This is a genomic window from Campylobacter jejuni, from assembly GCF_001457695.1.
GTDB lineage: Bacteria > Campylobacterota > Campylobacteria > Campylobacterales > Campylobacteraceae > Campylobacter_D > Campylobacter_D jejuni.
Genome location: NZ_LN831025.1, coordinates 314,280 through 334,082 on the forward strand (window position 1 = coordinate 314,280; position 19,803 = coordinate 334,082).

Annotated in this window: 22 protein-coding genes; 14 read left to right on the plus strand and 8 right to left on the minus strand. The window is 29.9% G+C overall.

The features are described from left to right. Positions 1–3: 3 nt before the first annotated feature. Both uvrA and AT682_RS01665 read right to left on the minus strand, forming a co-directional pair. On the minus strand, positions 4–2,829 hold the full coding sequence (gene uvrA, locus AT682_RS01660) for an excinuclease ABC subunit UvrA (protein ID WP_002883334.1): 2,826 nt from the start codon (positions 2,827–2,829) through the stop codon (positions 4–6). 72 nt (positions 2,830–2,901) lie between these two features. Beyond that, positions 2,902–3,687, minus strand: a complete 786-nt coding sequence (locus tag AT682_RS01665) for a sulfite exporter TauE/SafE family protein (RefSeq protein WP_002883336.1) — start codon at positions 3,685–3,687, stop codon at positions 2,902–2,904. A 122-nt stretch (positions 3,688–3,809) separates the two neighbouring features. Between AT682_RS01665 and AT682_RS01670 the strand changes: the two genes are divergently transcribed. The 9 genes from AT682_RS01670 to AT682_RS01710 all read left to right on the plus strand — a co-directional run bounded on the left by AT682_RS01670 (position 3,810) and on the right by AT682_RS01710 (position 11,048). Next, a complete protein-coding gene (locus tag AT682_RS01670; protein ID WP_002854718.1) occupies positions 3,810–3,935 on the plus strand; it encodes a hypothetical protein in 126 nt (41 codons plus the stop codon). A 162-nt stretch (positions 3,936–4,097) separates the two neighbouring features. Beyond that, on the plus strand, positions 4,098–5,348 hold the full coding sequence (gene trpE, locus AT682_RS01675; RefSeq protein WP_004306668.1) for an anthranilate synthase component I family protein: 1,251 nt from the start codon (positions 4,098–4,100) through the stop codon (positions 5,346–5,348). Continuing rightward, on the plus strand, positions 5,345–6,946 hold the full coding sequence (gene trpD / locus AT682_RS01680) for an anthranilate phosphoribosyltransferase (protein ID WP_004306666.1): 1,602 nt from the start codon (positions 5,345–5,347) through the stop codon (positions 6,944–6,946). Before trpE ends, trpD begins: the two co-directional genes overlap by 4 nt. Then, a complete protein-coding gene (trpF, locus tag AT682_RS01685) occupies positions 6,933–7,532 on the plus strand; it encodes a phosphoribosylanthranilate isomerase (RefSeq protein WP_004306664.1) in 600 nt (199 codons plus the stop codon). The genes trpD and trpF overlap by 14 nt, the downstream gene beginning before the upstream one ends. Next, complete coding sequence (gene trpB, locus AT682_RS01690; protein WP_004306663.1) at positions 7,529–8,707, plus strand: tryptophan synthase subunit beta; 1,179 nt, start codon at positions 7,529–7,531, stop codon at positions 8,705–8,707. Before trpF ends, trpB begins: the two co-directional genes overlap by 4 nt. Continuing rightward, complete coding sequence (gene trpA / locus AT682_RS01695; RefSeq protein WP_004306661.1) at positions 8,700–9,449, plus strand: tryptophan synthase subunit alpha; 750 nt, start codon at positions 8,700–8,702, stop codon at positions 9,447–9,449. The genes trpB and trpA overlap by 8 nt, the downstream gene beginning before the upstream one ends. Positions 9,450–9,519: 70 nt before the next feature. Beyond that, positions 9,520–9,942: a chemotaxis protein CheX gene (locus tag AT682_RS01700; RefSeq protein ID WP_002854524.1), complete on the plus strand. Its 423-nt coding sequence runs from the start codon at positions 9,520–9,522 to the stop codon at positions 9,940–9,942. Further along, positions 9,942–10,250 carry a flagellar motor switch protein FliN gene (gene fliN, locus AT682_RS01705; protein ID WP_002824739.1) on the plus strand — a complete coding sequence of 103 codons (309 nt, stop codon included), beginning with the start codon at positions 9,942–9,944 and terminating at the stop codon, positions 10,248–10,250. The genes AT682_RS01700 and fliN overlap by 1 nt, the downstream gene beginning before the upstream one ends. Next, positions 10,251–11,048, plus strand: coding sequence for a hypothetical protein (locus AT682_RS01710; protein WP_004306659.1), 798 nt, complete (start codon positions 10,251–10,253; stop codon positions 11,046–11,048). It abuts the gene before it with no gap. Here the strand turns inward: AT682_RS01710 and AT682_RS01715 are convergent. From AT682_RS01715 to plsY, 5 genes are all read right to left on the minus strand, one after another. Next, a complete protein-coding gene (locus tag AT682_RS01715; RefSeq protein WP_002866641.1) occupies positions 11,045–12,505 on the minus strand; it encodes a Ppx/GppA phosphatase family protein in 1,461 nt (486 codons plus the stop codon). The genes AT682_RS01710 and AT682_RS01715 overlap by 4 nt on opposite strands. Beyond that, entirely contained in the window at positions 12,505–12,750 is a 246-nt protein-coding gene (fdxB, locus tag AT682_RS01720; protein WP_002854647.1) for a YfhL family 4Fe-4S dicluster ferredoxin, read from the minus strand. Before fdxB ends, AT682_RS01715 begins: the two co-directional genes overlap by 1 nt. Positions 12,751–12,862: 112 nt before the next feature. Beyond that, complete coding sequence (gene hsrA, locus AT682_RS01725; RefSeq protein ID WP_002857553.1) at positions 12,863–13,534, minus strand: homeostatic response regulator transcription factor HsrA; 672 nt, start codon at positions 13,532–13,534, stop codon at positions 12,863–12,865. A 78-nt stretch (positions 13,535–13,612) separates the two neighbouring features. Beyond that, entirely contained in the window at positions 13,613–13,930 is a 318-nt protein-coding gene (gene folB, locus AT682_RS01730; protein WP_002857609.1) for a dihydroneopterin aldolase, read from the minus strand. Continuing rightward, on the minus strand, positions 13,915–14,523 hold the full coding sequence (gene plsY, locus AT682_RS01735) for a glycerol-3-phosphate 1-O-acyltransferase PlsY (protein WP_002921511.1): 609 nt from the start codon (positions 14,521–14,523) through the stop codon (positions 13,915–13,917). The genes folB and plsY overlap by 16 nt, the downstream gene beginning before the upstream one ends. A gap of 194 nt (positions 14,524–14,717) precedes the next feature. Between plsY and AT682_RS01740 the strand changes: the two genes are divergently transcribed. From AT682_RS01740 to hemJ, 4 genes are all read left to right on the plus strand, one after another. Then, a complete protein-coding gene (locus AT682_RS01740; RefSeq protein WP_002920097.1) occupies positions 14,718–15,743 on the plus strand; it encodes a cytochrome-c peroxidase in 1,026 nt (341 codons plus the stop codon). Positions 15,744–15,836: 93 nt separating this feature from the next. Then, positions 15,837–17,174: a phosphoglucosamine mutase gene (gene glmM, locus AT682_RS01745; RefSeq protein ID WP_002920102.1), complete on the plus strand. Its 1,338-nt coding sequence runs from the start codon at positions 15,837–15,839 to the stop codon at positions 17,172–17,174. Continuing rightward, positions 17,167–17,637, plus strand: coding sequence for a signal peptidase II (gene lspA / locus AT682_RS01750; RefSeq protein WP_002857354.1), 471 nt, complete (start codon positions 17,167–17,169; stop codon positions 17,635–17,637). Before glmM ends, lspA begins: the two co-directional genes overlap by 8 nt. Beyond that, the gene (gene hemJ, locus AT682_RS01755) at positions 17,621–18,073 is read left to right on the plus strand and encodes a protoporphyrinogen oxidase HemJ (RefSeq protein ID WP_002894543.1); all 453 of its coding nucleotides are present in this window, start codon (positions 17,621–17,623) and stop codon (positions 18,071–18,073) included. The genes lspA and hemJ overlap by 17 nt, the downstream gene beginning before the upstream one ends. Here the strand turns inward: hemJ and hemN are convergent. Next, positions 18,070–19,416 (minus strand): coproporphyrinogen III oxidase family protein, encoded by a 1,347-nt coding sequence (hemN, locus tag AT682_RS01760; protein ID WP_002920104.1) that lies wholly within the window; start codon positions 19,414–19,416, stop codon positions 18,070–18,072. The genes hemJ and hemN overlap by 4 nt on opposite strands. A 127-nt stretch (positions 19,417–19,543) precedes the next feature. On the opposite strand from hemN, the gene cmeU reads away from it, so the two are divergent. Next, entirely contained in the window at positions 19,544–19,795 is a 252-nt protein-coding gene (cmeU, locus tag AT682_RS01765; protein ID WP_002920105.1) for a CmeU family protein, read from the plus strand. Positions 19,796–19,803 lie beyond the last annotated feature (8 nt).

A 19,803-nucleotide genomic window follows, 5' to 3' on the forward strand; every position in this document is an offset into this window, starting at 1 on the left:
AAATTATGATTTTTGTGTATTTTTAAGCTCTAAGTCTAGATAATATCCTGTGTAAGAACGGGTTTTTTTGTGTTCTTTAGCGACTTTTTCTACACTTCCTGTGCTTATAACTTTTCCACCTTTAACTCCGCCTTCAGGCCCCATATCGATGATATAATCAGCATTTTTAATCACATCCAAATTATGTTCTATTACAAAAACCGAATTTTTAAGATCAACTAAATGTTGTAAAACTAAGATGAGTTTATTGACATCTTCAAAATGCAGTCCTGTTGTAGGCTCATCAAGTATATAAAGGGTTTTTCCTGTATCGCTACGGCTTAATTCTTTAGCAAGTTTGATTCTTTGTGCTTCACCCCCACTTAAGGTGGTGGCATTTTGTCCTAGAGTTAGATAGTCTAAACCCACTTTTACTAGAGTGTCTAATTTTTGCTTGATTTTAGGAACGGCTGTGAAAAATTCACTCGCTTCTAAAACACTCATATTTAAAATTTCGCTGATGTTTTTACCCTTATATTTGATTTCTAGCGTGGCATCGTTATAGCGTTTGCCCCCGCAAGTATCACAAACTACCATAACATCAGGTAAAAAATGCATTTCTATTTTGATTTCTCCATCTCCGCTACATTTCTCACATCTTCCACCTTTGACATTAAAAGAAAAGCGTCCTGCTTTATAACCACGCATTTTGGCTTCTTTGGTGGCGGCAAAAAGATTTCTGATTTCATCCATAGCGCCTGTATAGGTGGCAGGATTTGAACGTGGTGTGCGACCTATAGGACTTTGATCAAGATAAATGACTTTATCAAGTTTTTCAAGTCCTTCTATTTGCACTCCACCAAGTTTTTTAACTTTTTTAGCACGATTTAATTCCTCTTGTGCAAAAGGAAGTAAGGTTTGAAGTATCAAAGAACTTTTTCCAGAACCTGAAACTCCTGTTATAGCGACTAAATTTTGTAAAGGAAATTTTACGCTTAAATCTTGGATATTGTTAATATTTACATTTTTAAGTTCAAGCCATTCTTTTTGTGCTCTGTTTTGAAGTTGTGAAATTTGTTTTTTACCATTCATATAAAGTGCGGTTTCGCTTTTGCTTTTTAAGAGTTCCTTATAGGTTCCACTAAATACAACTTCACCCCCAAATTTTCCTGCTTTTGGGCCAATATCTACAATAAAATCTGCTTCTTCTATGGTCATTTTATCATGCTCTACGACAATTAGGGTATTGCCCTTTTGTTGTAAATTTCTTAAAGTTTTGATGAGTTTTGCAGTATCTCTTTCATGAAGTCCTATGCTAGGCTCATCTAAGACATACATTACCCCGCTTAAACCACTGCCAATTTGTGAAGCTATGCGGATTCTTTGTGCTTCACCTCCACTAATCGTTCTTGCATCGCGCCCTAAGGAAAGATAACCTAGCCCCACATCATACAAGAAAAACAATCTTTCGTTGATTTCTTTTAGGATAGGTTTAGAAATAAGTTTTTGTTGCTCACTTAAATAAGAAAAATTTTTCTCATCTGCAAAAAAGGCCGTACTATCTTCTATGCTCATATCTAAAATTTCACCCAAGCCTTTTTTGGCTACTTTCACGGCTAAACTTTCGGGTTTTAAACGATGCCCACCGCAGTCTTTACAAATTTTTTCACTCATATATTCGGCTAAATCTTTTTCATCTTTTAGCATTTCATAAGCCATTTTAACCACGCCTTCAAAAGTGCGTTTTAGACGATTTCTTTTCCAAAGAAATTCTATAGTTTTGGCATTACCATACAATACAAGACGTTTTTGTTCTTCGTTTAATTGCATAAAAGGTATTTTGATAGGAATTTCATTTTGTTCGCAAAAGGCGATTAGGAATTTATAATAATAACTTTTATTAAAACCATACATGATTTTAACAGCACCGTTTTCGAGGCTTAAATTTTCGTCGATGATTTTTTTCATATCTAAAGTATAACGAATTCCAAGTCCATCGCAAGCTTCACATGCTCCTTTTGGAGAATTAAAAGAAAAACTTAAAGGTTCAAGTGGAACAAAGGAAATTTTACAATCAAAACAAGCTGAATGCTCACTAAAATGATAGTGTTTATTAAGGTTTATTTCCTCATGATTTAAAACTTCTATTTCTATTTCTCCAAAGCTTTCTTGTAAGCCTTTTTCTATATCGCTTGCAAGACGAGAAAGTAAATCTTCTTGAATTTCAAGCCTATCTATGACAAGTTTGATGGTGTGTTTTTTGGTTTTGGCCAGTTCAATTTCTTCATCAAGTCTTACTAAAACTCCATCAATTTGAGCTCTTACATAGCCTTTGTTGCGTAAATTTTCAAGTAAATCTGCATAAGTTCCTTTTTTTTCTCGTATGAGTGGAGCGTAGATGATGATTTTTGCACCTTTTGGAAATTTTAAAATTTCACTGACTATATCACTTGCACTCATAGATGAGATTTTTTGTCCACATTGATGACAATGTTGAATGCCAACTCTTGCGTATAAAAGTCTTAGATAATCATAAATTTCAGTGATGGTTCCTACAGTAGAGCGTGGATTTTTAGAAGTAGTTTTTTGATCTATGGCAATGGCTGGAGTTAAACCTTCGATTTTATCGACATCAGGTTTGCCTACCTTATCTAAAAATTGTCTAGCATAAGCACTTAAACTTTCTATATAACGGCGTTGTCCTTCAGCATAAAGAGTTCCAAAAGCAAGGGTTGATTTTCCACTTCCACTCAGTCCTGTAAAAACAATGAGTTTGTTTTTGGGAATTTCAAGGTGGATATTTTTTAGGTTATTTTCTCTTGCACCAATGATTTTTATGGTATCGTTCATAGTCTTTCCTAAACATTAAATAAATTTAAGATTTTAGCATAATAATATTAAAAGAACTTGGATAAATCCAAGTTAAAAATTTATAAGATTTAGCTTATTAAGTAAAGAGTGGGTGGTTCCAAGTATTGATAAGGCATATACGCAAAGTAAAATTTTTCTATGAGCTGAAATATGCATTTTTTCTATGATTTTAATTCCTATAAAAACTCCAACCATAGAAGCTATACCTACTAGTATTCCTTTATGAATAACTTCAGAGTCTATAACTCCAGAATTTGAAAAAGATATAATACCAGAGACTGAAGCAAAAATAACAAAAAACAAGGATAAAGAAACAACTTTTTTACTATCATAGCCTAAAAAATAAGCTAAAATCGGAGCAATTAAAAGTCCGCCACCAATTCCCAAAGAAATAGCAAAAATACCAGTAAAAGCTCCAGCAATAAATAAAATGACATTCTTTACCCAAACGCTTCTTTGATTTTGCACAATGTTTTCTTTAATTCCAAAAGCATATTTGATAAAAAATATACAACTTACCGCCAAAAATACGCTAGTAAGAGCTACATCACTTAAAGCTTTTAAAAGCATTCCGCTAAAGCTTGCTCCTATGAGCCCTCCAAAACCTATCATAATACTATCTTTAAGATTTAGATTTTTTTTCTTATAATTAATATAAGAGCCAAAAACTGCTGCAAAAATCATTTGCAATACTGAAATTCCGATAGCATGGTGAGCACTTGCTCCAAGTGCGAACATAGAAGGAACGATAATCATACCTCCACCAATGCCAAAAAGTCCAGAAGCAATACCTGAAATGATTCCTATGATTAGATAAGGTAAATCTGTGATTTCCATAGCTTTTCCTAAAAAATATTAAATATTTCAAATACGGAATAATTTTATCTTATTAAGCTAAGTATTATCTTAGTTTTTTATAACAATAGAATATTTTTTTGGTAACTTTAAGCATCGTAAAAATGTTTCAAAATATTATAAAATATAAAGATTTTATAATATTTATTTTAAATTTAAAGCAAAATTTATATTTATTGATTAAAATTAATTTAGACTTTAAAAATTTTCATAAAAGTCTTAATTTTTGAAATATTTTATAAGAAAGGTAAAAGATGAGTGAAAATAATTTTTTTAGTAATTCTTTGATTTTAAAACTTACACACACTCTTTGCTCTTGGCGTTTCTAAACTTCTTTTTATCTAAATTTTTTCTTTAATATTATTTTAATTTATTTTTTAAAAAGGTTTATTATGTTTGTTAAAAATGTAAATTTTTATTACAGACAAATCCTTGAAAAATTTGAAAATTCTTATTTTGCAGAGGATTTGACTAAGGTAATTATAGGGATTGATTGTGATTATTTAGATGCTAATGAATTATCATTTAGCGAGTTTAAGGCAAAATATTATGAAGCTTTAAGCAAGAATAAAATTTGCGACTTTGCTGGATTTTTTGGAGTTTTTAGTGCAAATTTTGTATCTTTGTTTGAAAAAATTCCACTTTCTTCTAAGAAAAATTATGATTTTCCTTTATTTTTATTTGCCAATGCTAAAGCTTATTTGATTTATGAGAAAAATAGCAAGATGTTTTTTAAATTTGGCGCTTCAAAATATTTTGAATATTTAAAAGATGATATTGAGCTAATAAAAACGAAGCAAAAAAATGATTTTGAAATTTTAAACTCTTTAGAAGATGAAAAAAATGATTTTTTAAAAATGTGTGAAAAAGCTAAAGAATATCTTTTAAGTGGAGATATTTTTCAAGTGGTCTTAAGTAAGCAACTTTGTATCAAGCATCAAGTAAATGCTTTTGATTATTATGAGAGTTTAAGTGTTTTAAATCCAAGCGCTTATATGTTTTATTTTCCAAGTAAATATGGTGTTGTTTTGGGTTCTTCTCCAGAGTTTTTATTGAAAATTAAAAAAAGAGAGATTTATTTAGCCCCTATTGCAGGAACTAGAAATTTGGAAAATAACTGTGATCTTTTAGCTTTAGAAAAAGATCTTTTAAGTGATGAAAAAGAACTTAGTGAACATAAGATGCTTGTAGATTTAGCAAGAAATGATGCTTCTAAATTTGGCACTCAAACAAGAGTGGAAAATCTTTTTTCTATTATTAAAAATAAATTTGTAATGCATATAGTGAGTGAAGTGTATGCCAATATGAAAGAAGATGCGAGTATTTTTGATGTGATTGAAGCAGTTTTTCCAGCGGGAACTTTAAGTGGAGCTCCTAAAATAAGAGCTTTAGAGATCATTAGTGAGCTTGAGGATTGCGATCGTGGAGTTTATGGTGGTGCGGTAGGATTTTTAAATTTTAACGAAGACATAACTTTAGCGATTTTAATCCGTTGTGCTTTTTTTACTCAAGATAAGGCTTATTTGGCAAGTGGGGCGGGTATTGTTTTGCAAAGTGAGAGTCAAAAAGAATATGCAGAAATTTGCGCTAAACGCAAGGCGCTTTTGGTAGCTTTTGAAAATTTAAAAAAGGAAAATCAATGATACTTTTAATTGATAATTATGATTCTTTTGTTTTTAATGTTAAAAGCATGTTAGAACAACTCAGCAATGATGAAATTTTAGTAAGAAGAAATGATGAAATTTCGCTGAGTGAAATTAAAAATTTAAATCCTACTCATATTATTTTAAGTCCTGGTCCAAAGCATCCAAGTCAAAGTGGGATTTGTCTTGAAATTTTTAAATCAAGGCTTAATATCCCTGTTTTGGGCATTTGCTTAGGACATCAAGCTTTAGCTTTAGCTTTTGATTCTTTAGTGGTTAAGATGCAAGAGCCTATGCATGCAAAAAATTCTTTGATAAAACAATGCAAGGAAAATGAATTATTTTCTAATTTGCCTTCAAATTTTAGCGTGATGCGTTATCATTCTTTAGAGGTTAAACAGCTTAGTGATGAGCTTGAAATTTTAGCCCTTGATGAAAAGGGTGTGATTATGGCTTTGGGGCATAAAAATTTACCTTATTATGGTGTGCAATTTCACCCTGAAAGCTATTTTAGTGAATATGGCTTACAACTTTTTTCTAATTTTTTAAAACAAGATATAAAAAAATCACAAAAACAAGAAAATCCTTTAAGTTTTTATTTGCAAAAAATGAGTGAAAATCATTTTTTACAAAGCGATGATTTTGAGCAAATTTGTAAGATTATTATGTCTAAAGATTATGAAATTTTGCAAGTGGCGGCTTTATTGATTTTAATTACTGAAAAGTCTTTAAACGAAAAATCTTTAAGTGTTTTTGTAAGACAAATTTTAAGATATTCTCAAACTTTTAGTGATGAGAGTGAGATGATTGATATTTGTGGAACAGGTGGAGATGGATTTAAAAGTATCAATGTTTCTACGACTAGTGCTTTTATTTTAGCAGCTTTAGGGGTAAAAGTAGCCAAACATGGAAATCGTGCTATTTCAAGTTCTAGCGGAAGTACAGATGTGTTAGAAGCTTTAAATATAGCCACTCCAAACACTTTAGAATCAGCTTTAAAACAACTAAACAATCAAGGGCTTAGTTTTTTGCATGCTCCATTTTTTCATCCTTTAGTAGGAGAACTTAAAGAGATCAGATCAAGACTTGGAGTAAGAACGGTTTTTAATGTTTTAGGTCCTTTATTGCACCCTAATTTAAAGTTAAAATATCAACTTATGGGAAATTATCACGCACCTGTGCATAGGCTTTTGATAGAGGTTTTAAAAAATTTAGGACGCAAAAAAGCTTTAGTGGTAAGAGGAAATGATGGTATGGATGAGCTTAGTATTTGCGATGAAAGTAAAATTTATGAACTTTGTGAAGGAGAAATTTTAGAGTATTCTATCTGTCCTGAACAATTTGGTTTTAAAAGAGCTTTTCATAGTGAAATCATAGGGTCTAGTGCATATGAAAACGCTAAGGATTTAAAAGATATTTTAAGTGGTAAAATGCAAGGGGCAAAATTTGATTTAGTAGTTTTAAATGCTATGTTTGCACTTTATATAGCCAATAAAGCAAGTTCGCCTTTAGTGGCTAAAGATATGATTTTAGAAGCCATTTATTCAGGTAAGGTTATAGAATATTTTAAGGAATATCAAGCTTATGCTAAGGCTTAAAATTTGTGGTATTAAAGATGAAAAAAATGCTAAAGATTTAGCTCTTTTAAATATTGATTTTTTTGGACTTATTTTTGCTAAAAGTCCAAGAAGAGTGAGTTTAGAACAAGCAAGAAATTTAAGTGCAATTTTTCATGAAAAAGATAAAAAAGTTGTCGGTGTTTTTGTAGATGAAAATTTGGAACAAATTTTAAGATGTATTAAAGAAGCTAAGCTTGATGGAGTACAAATTTATCGCACTATTACCAAAGAAGAATTTGAAATTTTAAAGGTACAAAATGTTTTTGTATGGCAGGTGATAAGTGTGGAAAATAGTTTAGATTTAAAAAGTGAAATTTTTGCTGATTTAGTGCTTTTTGATGCTAAGGGAATTTTAAAGGGCGGTAATGGAATAAGTTTTAATTGGACTTTATTAAGTTCTTATACTAAAGATTTTGCATTAGCTGGAGGCATAGGTTTGGACAATATTCATAAGGCTGTAAAAACAGGAGCTAAAATTTTAGATCTTAATTCAAAACTTGAAGATGAAAAAGGCTTAAAAGATATCAACAAAATAAAACAAATTTTAAAGGAGCTGAAAAAATGAAAAAAGCATATTATGGGGATTTTGGTGGGCAGTTTTTGCCTGAAAGTGCAATGTTTGCTTTAAATGAGCTAGAAGGTGCTTTTTTGAAATTTTCTAAAGATAAACTCTTTAAAAAAGAATTAAATGAGCTTTTAAAAACTTATGTAGGGCGTCCTACTCCACTTTATTTTGCTAGAAATTTAAGCAAAAAATATCAGCATGAAATTTATTTAAAACGCGAGGATTTAAATCATACCGGAGCACATAAAATCAATAATGCCATCGCTCAAGCCCTTTTAGCAAAAAAAATGGGAAAGAAAAAAATCATAGCAGAAACAGGAGCAGGTCAACACGGACTTGCAACAGCCACTGCAGCAGCACTTCTAGGGCTTGAATGTGAAATTTACATGGGAGCAACCGATGTGCAAAGACAGGCTTTAAATGTTTATAAAATGGAGCTTTTGGGTACTAAAATTCATGCAGTACAAAGTGGGCTTAAAACTCTAAAAGAAGCTACTACTGCGGCTATTCAAGCTTGGGTTGGGGATATTAAAAATATTTTTTATGTGGTTGGAAGTGCGGTAGGTCCTTATCCTTATCCTAAAATGGTAACCCATTTTCAAAGCATTATAGGAAAAGAATGCAAAATGCAACTTCAAAAACTCAATAAAAAAGTAGATTATATTATCGCAGCTGTTGGGGGTGGAAGCAATGCAGCAGGAATATTTTATGATTTTATCAAAGATGAAAATGTTAAACTTATAGGTATTGAAGCAGGGGGGCTTGGCATTGATACGCCTTATCATGCAGCGACTTTAAATAAGGGAAAAACAGGCATTATTCACGGTATGAAAACCAAGGTTTTACAAGATGATTTAGGCAATATCTTGCCTGTACATAGTGTTTCTGCAGGGCTTGATTATCCAGGAATTGGTCCTTTGCATGCTTTTTTATTTGAAAGCAAAAGAGCGCAATATCATGCTATAAGTGATGAAGAATGTATGCAGGCTTTAAAATTACTTTGTAAAGAAGAAGGTATTATTGCAGCGATTGAAAGTTCGCATGCTTTGGCATTTTTAGAAAAACTTTGTCCAACTTTAAAAAAGAAAAGCGTGATAGTAGTAAATCTTTCAGGCAGGGGAGATAAAGATATGCAAATGATTAGAGATTATAAAAAAGGGGTGATTTATGGTTGATTTTAGAAAATTTTATAAAGAAAATGCAAATGTGGCTTATACGGTTTTAGGTTATCCAAATCTTCAAACAAGTGAAGCTTTTTTGCAAAGATTGGATCAAAGCCCTATTGATATTTTAGAACTTGGTGTTGCTTATAGTGATCCTATTGCCGATGGTGAGATTATTGCAGATGCGGCAAAAATAGCTCTTGATCAAGGCGTGGATATTCATAGTGTTTTTGAGCTTTTAGCTAGGATAAAAACTAAAAAAACTTTGGTTTTTATGGTTTATTATAATTTAATTTTTTCTTATGGCTTGGAAAAATTTGTGAAAAAAGCAAAATCTTTAGGGATTTGTGCTTTGATTGTGCCTGAATTGAGTTTTGAAGAAAGTGATGATTTAATTAAAGAGTGTGAAAGATATAATATAGCTTTAATTACACTTGTAAGTGTTACAACCCCTAAAGAAAGGGTTAAAAAGTTAGTAAAACATGCTAAAGGTTTTATTTATTTATTAGCAAGCATAGGTATTACAGGTACGAAAAGTGTCGAAGAAGCAATCTTACAAGATAAAGTAAAAGAAATCAGATCTTTTACAAATTTGCCTATTTTTGTAGGCTTTGGCATTCAAAATAATCAAGATGTAAAAAGAATGAGAAAAGTTGCTGACGGAGTGATTGTGGGAACTAGCATAGTAAAGTGTTTTAAACAAGGAAATTTGGATATAATAATGAAAGATATTGAAGAAATTTTCAAAAAATAAAATTTTAAAACATATTTTTATTTTATATTTACTATAATTTTAAATTAAGTTTTTTATAAAGGTGGTAGTTATGTTAAAGATTCTTGAGTATTCCATCACTCATTTTTGCGAGCATATCTTAAGACTTCGCATTGAAGCAGCTCAAGATATAAGCGGTGAACTTTATGGAGCGAGTATTCCTATCATGGGCAAAAGCGAAGGAGAATGTAATTTTTATTTATTTTTTCCAAAAGAATTTTTAAAAAAAATTGCAGAAATTTTAATTAATGATGAAAAATTTAAAGAAGATGACTGGTGCGATTTAACTAAAGAATGTGCCAATCAGATTATAGGTTATGCTAAAAATTTGTTAAATGATGCCAAGGGTGATGACGAGTATAAACTCGGAATTCCGGAATATTTAGGAAAAGTTGATTTTTCTGAAATAGTTCTAGATGAAGCTTTAACTTATAAATTTGAAAATTGTTATTTTAGAATAGGATATTGCAAATAATGAGCGATGATATAGAGTTTAACATTCATCATGGGCTTTTACAATCTTATGAAGATATCTTAGATATTACAGTAGATTTTGTAAGCGAGCTTGGAACTACAAATATGAGTGTAGCGGAGCTTTTAAAACTTGAAGTAGGTTCGGTTATTGATCTTGAAAAGCCTGCTGGAGAAAGCGTTGAGCTTTATATCAATAAAAGAATTTTTGGCAAAGGCGAGGTTATGGTTTATGAAAAAAATCTCGCTATAAGAATTAATGAAATTTTGGATTCTAAGACTGTGCTTCAATACTTTAAAAAAGAAATTTAAATGAGATTGCTAGTATTATTTTTTTTAATTTTACCTTTATATAGTGTTGAGCTGATTAGTTTTAATATCTACGATAGAAATGATCGAGTAGATTTAATGCTTTCTTTTGATAATGCTTATAATGGCAAGATTTCTCAAAAAAAAGAAAAAAATTTAACTCTTTTAACTTTTGGTGATTTAACGTATTCTAAAGATGAATTAAAAGAACTTAACTCTCAACTTGTAGATAAAATTAGTATTAGTTCTAAAAATAATAATACCTATATTATGCTACAAAACAAACAAAATATTAATTTAGAACTTAGCTCTATCAATGATAAATTTGGAGTAAGGATACGAGCTATAGAGCAAGGAAAAGCAAATATCGAATCTGTACCTACAACTACTGTGAATAATTCTCAAGAATTAATGCCTAAACCAAAAAGTACAAGTTTAGAAGGGTATGATTATACAAATTATATCTTAGTAATGCTAATTTTAGTTATTTTGTTAATAGTGCTTTGGTGGTTTAAAAAGACTATGGTTTATAAAAATAACAATGTTTCTAGAGATTTTACTATGATTTTCCAAAGATTTTTAGATAAAAATAATCAACTTGTTGTTTTTGATCACGCCAATAAACGTTATACAATGATAATAGGTAATTCCAATGTGCTTTTAGAAAGTGTTGAAATTCCAGAGGAACAAACAATAAAACATACAGAAAAAACAGAGAAAAATTTTGATTCTTTTTTTGAAGAGAATAAAAAAAGAATTCAAAATCTTATAGAGCAGCGTCAAAAAGGTAAAAAATCTTAAATTTTTTGATTGATTGCTAATGCTATGGTAGCTGGTTTTGCAATTTTTTTGAGCTCATCTTTGGGTAAATTAAGAATTTTGTTTTCTTGATATATATAAAGAGTATTGTTTGCAAAAGCAAAATCAATCTTATCTTCATTTGTGCTTAAAGTTTTAGCTAGGCACAAAATAAAATTAAGCCATGAAATGGTATGAATATTGGGTAAAAGTTGCTTATAGGGTTCAAGATTATAAGGGTTAACTTTTTTTCCATTAAGCTTAATAATGCTAGCAATTAAAGCTTTTTCTTTATGTGAAAATCCATAATTTAATCCACCTAGTACAAAATGAGCAGAGTGTTCATTAGCAAAATAGAAATTTAAATATTCTCCAATATGGCATAATTTGGCAGCATTTAGTAAAGTATGCTTATAGTTATCGTTAAGTTTATGAAGATTTTTAAGGGTTGTAAAAATTTGCAGAGCAAAATGTGGAGTTTTATTTTTTTGTTTTGATTGTAAAAATTTATCTTGTAAACATTTTAAGCTAGGATTAAAATTTGGTGGAAAAGTGATTTTAGGACGAAGCAAATCTTGCAAATAAACTCCTTCTCTGATTCCAACCCCACTCGTGATAACTTGTTTGGCTTTTATTTTTTCCGCAATCTTTAAAAAAATAAATATACCCTCTTTAATGGTATCAAAACGATCCTTTTTTATGCCAAAATTGATTAAAGAGTCTAAGTTTGAATTAAAAATTTTTAAAATATGTCCTTTTTCTTCATCTAGCATATAGCGAAAATCATGTAAATTTTTCAGTGGATAGGAATTTTTTTGCATGATGGAATTAGATATTGCTCTTAAGCTTCCACCTATTGCAATAAGGTTTTGATTGCAAAATTCTTTAGGAATTTGTTCTAAAATTGGTTTTATAAATTCTTCTAAAGAATCCATTTTTCCAGTATCATAGAACAATTCTTTTAGCCTAACAGTGCCAATATCAAGAGATATGCAAGAAATAATTCTATTATTTTTTATTAAACATAATTCACTAGAACCACCACCTATGTCTAAAGTGGTTCCATCCTTAAAAGGACTTAATAAATTTAAAGCCGCAAGACCACCTAAGTAACTTTCGCTTTTTCCATCTATACAGCGTATATTTAAAGATAGATTATCTTTGATTCTTTTAATGAAATTTTTTGAATTTGGGGCATCTCTTAAGGCTGATGTGCCTACTATAAATATTTTTTTGCACTTATGCTTTAAAGCGCATTGTTTGAAAAAAGCTAAGGCATCTTCGGCTCTTTGCATGGCTTCTTCTTGGAGAATTTTGCCATTATTATAAGCATTTTCTCCAAGTCTTACTTTGCGTTTGTATTCGCAAGTTGTATAAAAACCATATCTAGAAGTTTTTTCAAAAATCACCATTCTAATGGAGTTTGAGCCAAGATCAACAACGGCTGTTTTTTTTGCCATTAAAATTCTCTATCTCTATGTTTGAGTTTTAATTCTTCTATAGTTTCTACATTATCAGGATCAGGAATGATACATTCATATGGGCAAGCAACAATACAGGCAGGCTCTGAAAAATCATTAACGCACTCTGAACAAAGATCAGGGTCTATTACATAAATTGGACTATTTTCATAAATAGCTTCATCAGGACATTCTTCTCTGCAAGCATCACAACATACGCAGTCTTTTGTAATTAAAAGAGACATCATAACCTTTCAAAAATTTAAAAAATAATTTTAGTTTATACAATAACCAAACTTAAATAAAATATAAAAATAGAAATAAAGATAAATTTTTTGCACCGAAGGTGCAAAATTGTTAAGATTTTTTAGGGAAGCAGAAACGGTATCCTCTACGACGAACTGTTTCTATGGTAGATATGTTTAACGGTTTATCCATTTTTTGACGAATTTGATTGATAGCTACTTCAATAACATTTGGAGTTACTAGCTCAGGTTCTTCCCAGATGGCATCTAAAAGTTGTTCTTTGGATACAATTTGATCCGAATGTCTTGCTAAGTGCGTTAAAACTTCAAAAGGTTTTCCTTTAAGTTCTATATCTTGACCTTTATAAGTAATTTTTTCCTCATCTGGATCAATAACTAAGTCTTCAATTTTAATAACATTGGTTCCGCCAAGTCTTAGTCTTGCTTCAATTCTTGCGAGTAGAATATCAAAATCTAAAGGTTTTTTAACAAAATCATCAGCTCCAGCTTTCAAAGCTTTGATTTCTGTTTCTTTGTCTGTTTTTGAAGACATAATCATAACTGAAGTTCTTGGAGATTTATGTTTAATGGTATTGACAAGTTCTGCTCCATCTCCATCAGGTAAAGTCCAGTTTGCTAAAACTAAATCATAATGTCTAATGCCGATAAAGTATTCTCCATCTTTAAAATTTTCAGAAGAATCGGTTTGATAACCAAATTCATTAAGATTGTCTATAATTGTTTTATTTAGGCTAATCTCATCTTCTATAACTAAAATTCTCATTTGTTCTATCCTTATTAAGAAAAATTTAAAGAATTATATCATAGCTTAAGTAAATGTTTAGATATCTTTAAAAAAAAATTAATATTTTTTTTTCAATTTAACCCCAACTGTAGCATTTTTTATTATATGGGGTTTGAAAATTTTTATATTAAGATTGGTTAAATTAGGAAAATCTTTTTTTAAATTTAAGCTTACAAAGTCTAAAGACTCTTCAAGGGTGTAAAATTCTTCTTTTTTATACCATTTTTTAATTTTGGTAATTACCTCTGCATAATTTAAAAATTCATTTGCTTTAGCTTTAAGCTTGATAATAATTTTTTGTTTTTTTCTTCTTTCAAAATCTAATATACCGATGATACACTTAAAGTGAAATTTTATTTTTATATGACTTTGCATTCTTCTTTAAAAATCAATCTTTTAATATTAGGCAGATGTTTATATACTATAATAAAAGCGATAATGAAAACGGGTGCATGTGTATGAATTTCTAAGTCATAATTAAATATAAAAGAACTTACAACAAAAGCAAGTAACGCTGCTAAAGAAGCTAGCGAAGATATTTTAAAAATTTTTCCAATAACTACCCACACAATAAATGCTGTAAGCACTTCCAATGGAAGTAAAACTATCATAGCACCTGCTCCTGTTGCTATGCCTTTCCCTCCTTCAAATAACAAGTAAATTGAAAAACAGTGTCCAAAAATAGCCAAAACTGCTACACTCCAAAGCAAAGCTTGATCATAATGAAGAAATTTCAAGATTAGTAAAGGAATAGCTGCTTTTGCAAAATCTAAAATTATTGTAGCAATGGCAAGTTTTTTTGCTAGTTTGGGATTTTTTTCTTTTACTACTCTTAAAACATTGGTTGCTCCTATACTTTTTGAACCTTCTTTTTTGATATCGGTTTTAGCAAAAAATTTAGCTAGAATCAGTCCAAAAGGGATTGAACCTAAAAGATATATAAAAGCGTAAATTATTAAATTTTCCATAATATCCTTTTCAAATCATCTTAAAATTTTAAGATTTATAACTAAAAATTATATCTTATGAAAATAAATAAACAAAATAATTTTTATAGGATAAAAATAGTATTAATTAATTGTAAATATTTTTTAATAATATTTATTTTTATTTAAGTTCTAAATGATTATTATTTTAATTTATCTTTAATAGGAGTTTATAAATGAAAGTAAAATCATTGCTAATCACATCCTTAGTTGCTTTTTCAAGCTTAAATGCTGCAAGTCTTATAGATGAAGCTAAAAATTCAGGTCTTGTTGCCTTACCAAAAGATCAAAAAGGCGTTGATGAAATTTTAAAACAAAATGGAGTAAAGGCTAGTGAATTTACTCTTGAAAAAGCAGAGCTTGGCAAAAAGCTTTATTTTGAACCACGCCTTTCAAAAAGTGGTATCATTTCTTGTAATACCTGTCATAATGTAGGACTTGGTGGAACAGATGGAATCAGTGCTGCAGTGGGTCATAAATGGACAGCAAATCCTCATCATTTAAATTCACCAACAGTTTATAATGCGGTTTTAAATAATACTCAATTTTGGGATGGTCGTGCAGGAACATTAGCCGATCAAGCTAAAGGTCCAATCCAAGCTGATCCTGAAATGGCAACTCCTGCTAAACTCGCAGTAGAAAAAATTTCATCATTGCCTGAATATGTGAGTGAGTTTAAAAAAATCTATGGTAAAAGCGGTGTAAATTTTGACAATATTGCTGATGCAATTGCAAATTTTGAAAGAACTTTAATCACTCCATCTCGTTTTGATAAATTTTTAGAAGGCGATGAAAAAGCTTTAACAAAAGAAGAGCAAAAAGGTTTAAAACTTTTTATAGATAAAGGTTGTGTAGCTTGTCATAATGGTGTGAATTTAGGTGGCAATATGCAAGCGTTTGAAGTTGCTGGTAAATATAAATTTGCAAATTTAGGCGATTTTAAAGGTGATGCAAATGGCATGGTAAAAACTCCAACTTTAAGAAATGTTGCTGAAACTGCTCCATATTTTCATAATGGTGCGATTTGGAATTTAAAAGATGCTATTAAGGAAATGGGTAGTGTGCAACTTGGCATTAAAATTTCTGATAAAGAAGCAAAAAGTATTGAAACTTTCTTAAAATCTTTAACAGGAACAAAACCAGCAATTGTTTATCCACAACTTCCTATTTCTACTGAAAAAACTCCTAAACCTGAACTATAAGGTTCCAAACAAGCTCTATTTTTAGAGCTTGTTTAAATTTCTTTATCTTAGCTTTGCTATAATTGTCTTTAAATTTTGCTAGAAAGGTTTGCAATGAAACTTTTTGGAACTGATGGAGTTCGTGGAAAAGCGGGTGAATTTTTAGATAGTTTTTTGGCTATGCGTTTAGCAATGGCTGCGGGTATTTATTTTAAAGATAAAAGTATTACTAATAATATCTTAGTAGGAAAAGATACAAGAAGAAGCGGCTATATGATAGAAAATGCTATTGTTTCAGGGCTTACTTCTATAGGATATAATGTTATACAAATTGGTCCTATGCCAACTCCTGCGATTGCATTCTTAACTGAAGATATGCGTTGTGATGCAGGGATTATGATTTCAGCTTCTCACAATCCTTATTATGATAATGGTATTAAATTTTTTAATGCTCATGGAAATAAACTCAGTGAAGATATAGAGAAAAAAATAGAAGAAATTTATTTTGATGATAAGCTTATACAAGCCTCTAAGGTGGATATGGAAAAAATTGGTCAAGCAAAAAGAATTGATGATGTTATAGGAAGGTATATTGTTTCTATTAAAAATTCTTTTCCAAAAGATCTTACTTTAAAGTCTTTGCGTGTGGTTTTAGATGTGGCTCATGGGGCAGCTTATAAGGTAGCACCTACTGTTTTTAAGGAATTAGGTGCTGAAGTTATAGTAATGAGCGATAAACCTAATGGACTTAATATCAATGAAAATTGTGGAGCTTTACATCCTGCAAATTTAGCTGCTGAGGTAAAGCGTTTGCGTGCAGATGTGGGCTTTGCTTTTGATGGTGATGCAGATCGTTTGGTGGTTGTAGATGAAAAAGGCGAAGTGGCTAATGGAGATAGTTTATTAGGGGTTTTAGCACTTTATCTTAAAGAACAAGGTAAATTACAATCAAGTGTTGTAGCCACTATAATGAGTAATGGTGCTTTAAAAGAATTTTTAAATAAACATGGTATAGAACTTGATACTTGTAATGTGGGCGATAAATATGTGCTTGAAAAATTAAAAGCCAATGGTGGAAATTTTGGTGGAGAGCAAAGTGGGCATATTATTTTTAGTGATTATGCAAAAACTGGAGATGGTTTGATAGCTGCTTTGCAATTTAGTGCTTTAATGCTTTCTAAGAAAAAATCTGCAAGCTCTATTTTGGGTCAAGTCAAACCTTATCCTCAGCTTTTAACCAATCTTAAAATTGCAGAAAAAAAAGATTTAGATAAAATTAAAGGTTTAAAAGAATTAAAAAAAGATTTAGAAAATAAAAATATCAATACCTTATTTCGCTATTCTGGAACAGAAAATTTGATAAGACTTTTACTAGAAGCCAAAGATATTAAGCTCTTAGAAAAAGAAATGAAAAATGTTGTGGAGTTTTTTAAGAAAGCTTTAAATGGCTAAAACTTTTAAATTTATTTTTTATTTTTGGGGTGCCTTTGTTTTGGTTTTTGCCCTTGATCAATGGGTAAAATCCTTAACTTTAGCAGGACTTAGATGGCAGAGTGAATACTTAGATTTAACTTATGCTCTAAATACAGGCGTAGCTTTTTCAATGTTGAGTTTTTTAGAACATAATTTAAAATATTTACATCTTGCTTTAATTGTCGTGCTTTTTATTTATCTTTTTTGGCAAAAAACACTTTTAAAAACTCATAGCATAGCTTTTGGAATGATGCTTGGTGCTGGCGTTTCAAATTTATTGGATCGTTTTATACATGGAGGTGTAGTGGATATGTTTTTTTGGCATAAATGGTTTAATTTTGCTATTTTTAATGTTGCAGATGTCATGATAAATATAAGTGTGGCTTTGATTTTAATACAAGAAATATTTAAAAAAAGGAAAAAAGATGACAGAATGGATTAATGATTATTATTTTTGGATTAAATGGGTGCATTATTTGGCATTTGTTTCTTGGATGGCGGGTCTTTTTTATTTACCTCGTCTTTTTGTGTATCATGCTGAACATAAAGACAATAAAGGTTTTGTCGAGATTGTAAAAATTCAAGAAAGAAAGCTTTATTTTTATATACAAACTCCTGCAATGATTGCGACTTTAATCACAGGAAGTTTAATGTTACATGCTCATAAGGAAGTTTTAATGGTAGGTGCGGGTTTTATGCATGTTAAACTTACCTGTGTTACACTTTTGATTATTTTCCATATACATAATTATTATTGTTTAAAAGCTTTAGCAAATGATACTTCTACTAAAAGTGGAAAATATTTTAGAATTTATAATGAATTTCCAACTATAATGTTTATTATTATCGCTTTAATGATGGTTGTTCGTCCCTTTTAGTTTGCCTCCGCTTTAAATTCCATACTAGCGGAGTTAAGCGGATCAATATTTTCTTTCATGATATCGATATAATCTTTATTTTTAAGACGCTTATCATCTCTAAATACTGCACGCACAAGATCCATTCCTGTGTAAAAATCTTTCATTAAAACTACAAAAAGATATTGACCAAATTCAGTTGCGATTAAAGCATTTTGATCTTTTATGATGGCACCACTTGTTTTAAGCCCTAAAAGTTCTACGAAAAGTTCTTTTTCGAGATTGCAATTTAGAGTTTTATTAAATTTATCAATTTGTATTTTCCCTGAAAAAATTTCAGTTAAAAAGACATATTTGATAATTTCTTTTTTATCAAAACAAGCTTTGGCTATATTAGCATTTTGTTTTTCTTGTATAAATTTAGCATAATCATTTAGATTAAATGCATTGATTAAAAGCTCCCCATCTAAAAAGCTAAAAGCCCCGCTGCCCACTCCTAGGTATTCATGATGAGAACTGACATATTCGTCATTAAGCTTGTTTTTTTCTAAAGAAAAACTCCAACCATTGTTTTGGGTATAGTCTTTAAAAAATTCGCGTATGATTTGATAATAAGTAAATTCATTATCTTTAATGCTCACTCCTAGACTTTTAGCGATATTATCTTTGGTAAGATTTGATTTCATTAAAGGATAGGTTGTGATTTGTTGCGGGGCTAAATTCTTAGCAATTTCTAAGTCATTTAAAAGTTGTTTTTCGCTTTGTCCTGGAAGATTGAAAATAAGATCTATACTAAAAATAGGTAAAATTCCTAAAGCTTTTGAAATTTTTTCTTGAAGTTCTTTAGATGAACCAAATTTATTATATCTTGCCACTTTTTTTAAAGTTTCATCATCAAAACTTTGAATCCCGCAACTTAAACGATCAATTATACCTTTAAACATAGAAAGCTTATTTGGATCAATATGATTTGGATCGCTTTCGCATGAAATTTCTTTTATATTAAATAACTTTTTACAAAGTTCTAAGGTTTTTAATAATTCCTCTTCATTAATCAGTGTTGTACCACCACCCACATACATGGAGGTAAAATTAAAACCTTTATCTTTCATGATTTTAATTTCTTCTCTAAGATTTTGAAAATATACTTTGGCTAAATTTTCATCATAATAATATTTATGAAAGCTACAATAAGGACAAAAAGTATGGCAAAAAGGTACATGGGCATAAAGCATATAGCTTTTGTCTTGTTTTGGAATTTTTTCTTTGGGTTGTTTCAAAAGTTCGACATTGAAACCTTTTTGGAGGGATTTTTCCATCATAGTATGAGAGTATTTTAAAGCTAAATTTTGAAATAAATTCATAAGTGGCCTATATATTAAAATATTTAAGACATAACTTTATCAATTTTTAGCTAAAATAGGAGTAAATTTTTTATTTCTTAAATAAAAAATGGGATTAAGTTTTTAAATTATTTAAAAAGGATATAAAATGGATAAAGCCAAAATTGTTCAAAATTTAAATGCTTTGTTTAAACAAAGAGCAGAGTTTTACTCTTATTTTGATGAAAATATTGCCAAAATCAATAATACTGAAGTATTTGATTTTAAGAATGCTAAAAATTTAAATTCAGAAGAGGTATATAAGCAATTTTATCATTTTGATTATGCTATAAGAAAATTATTGCCTGCTATTTACAAGGCTTATGAAATTACAGATGCAGATTTAGACAAAGATTTTTAATTTATTTA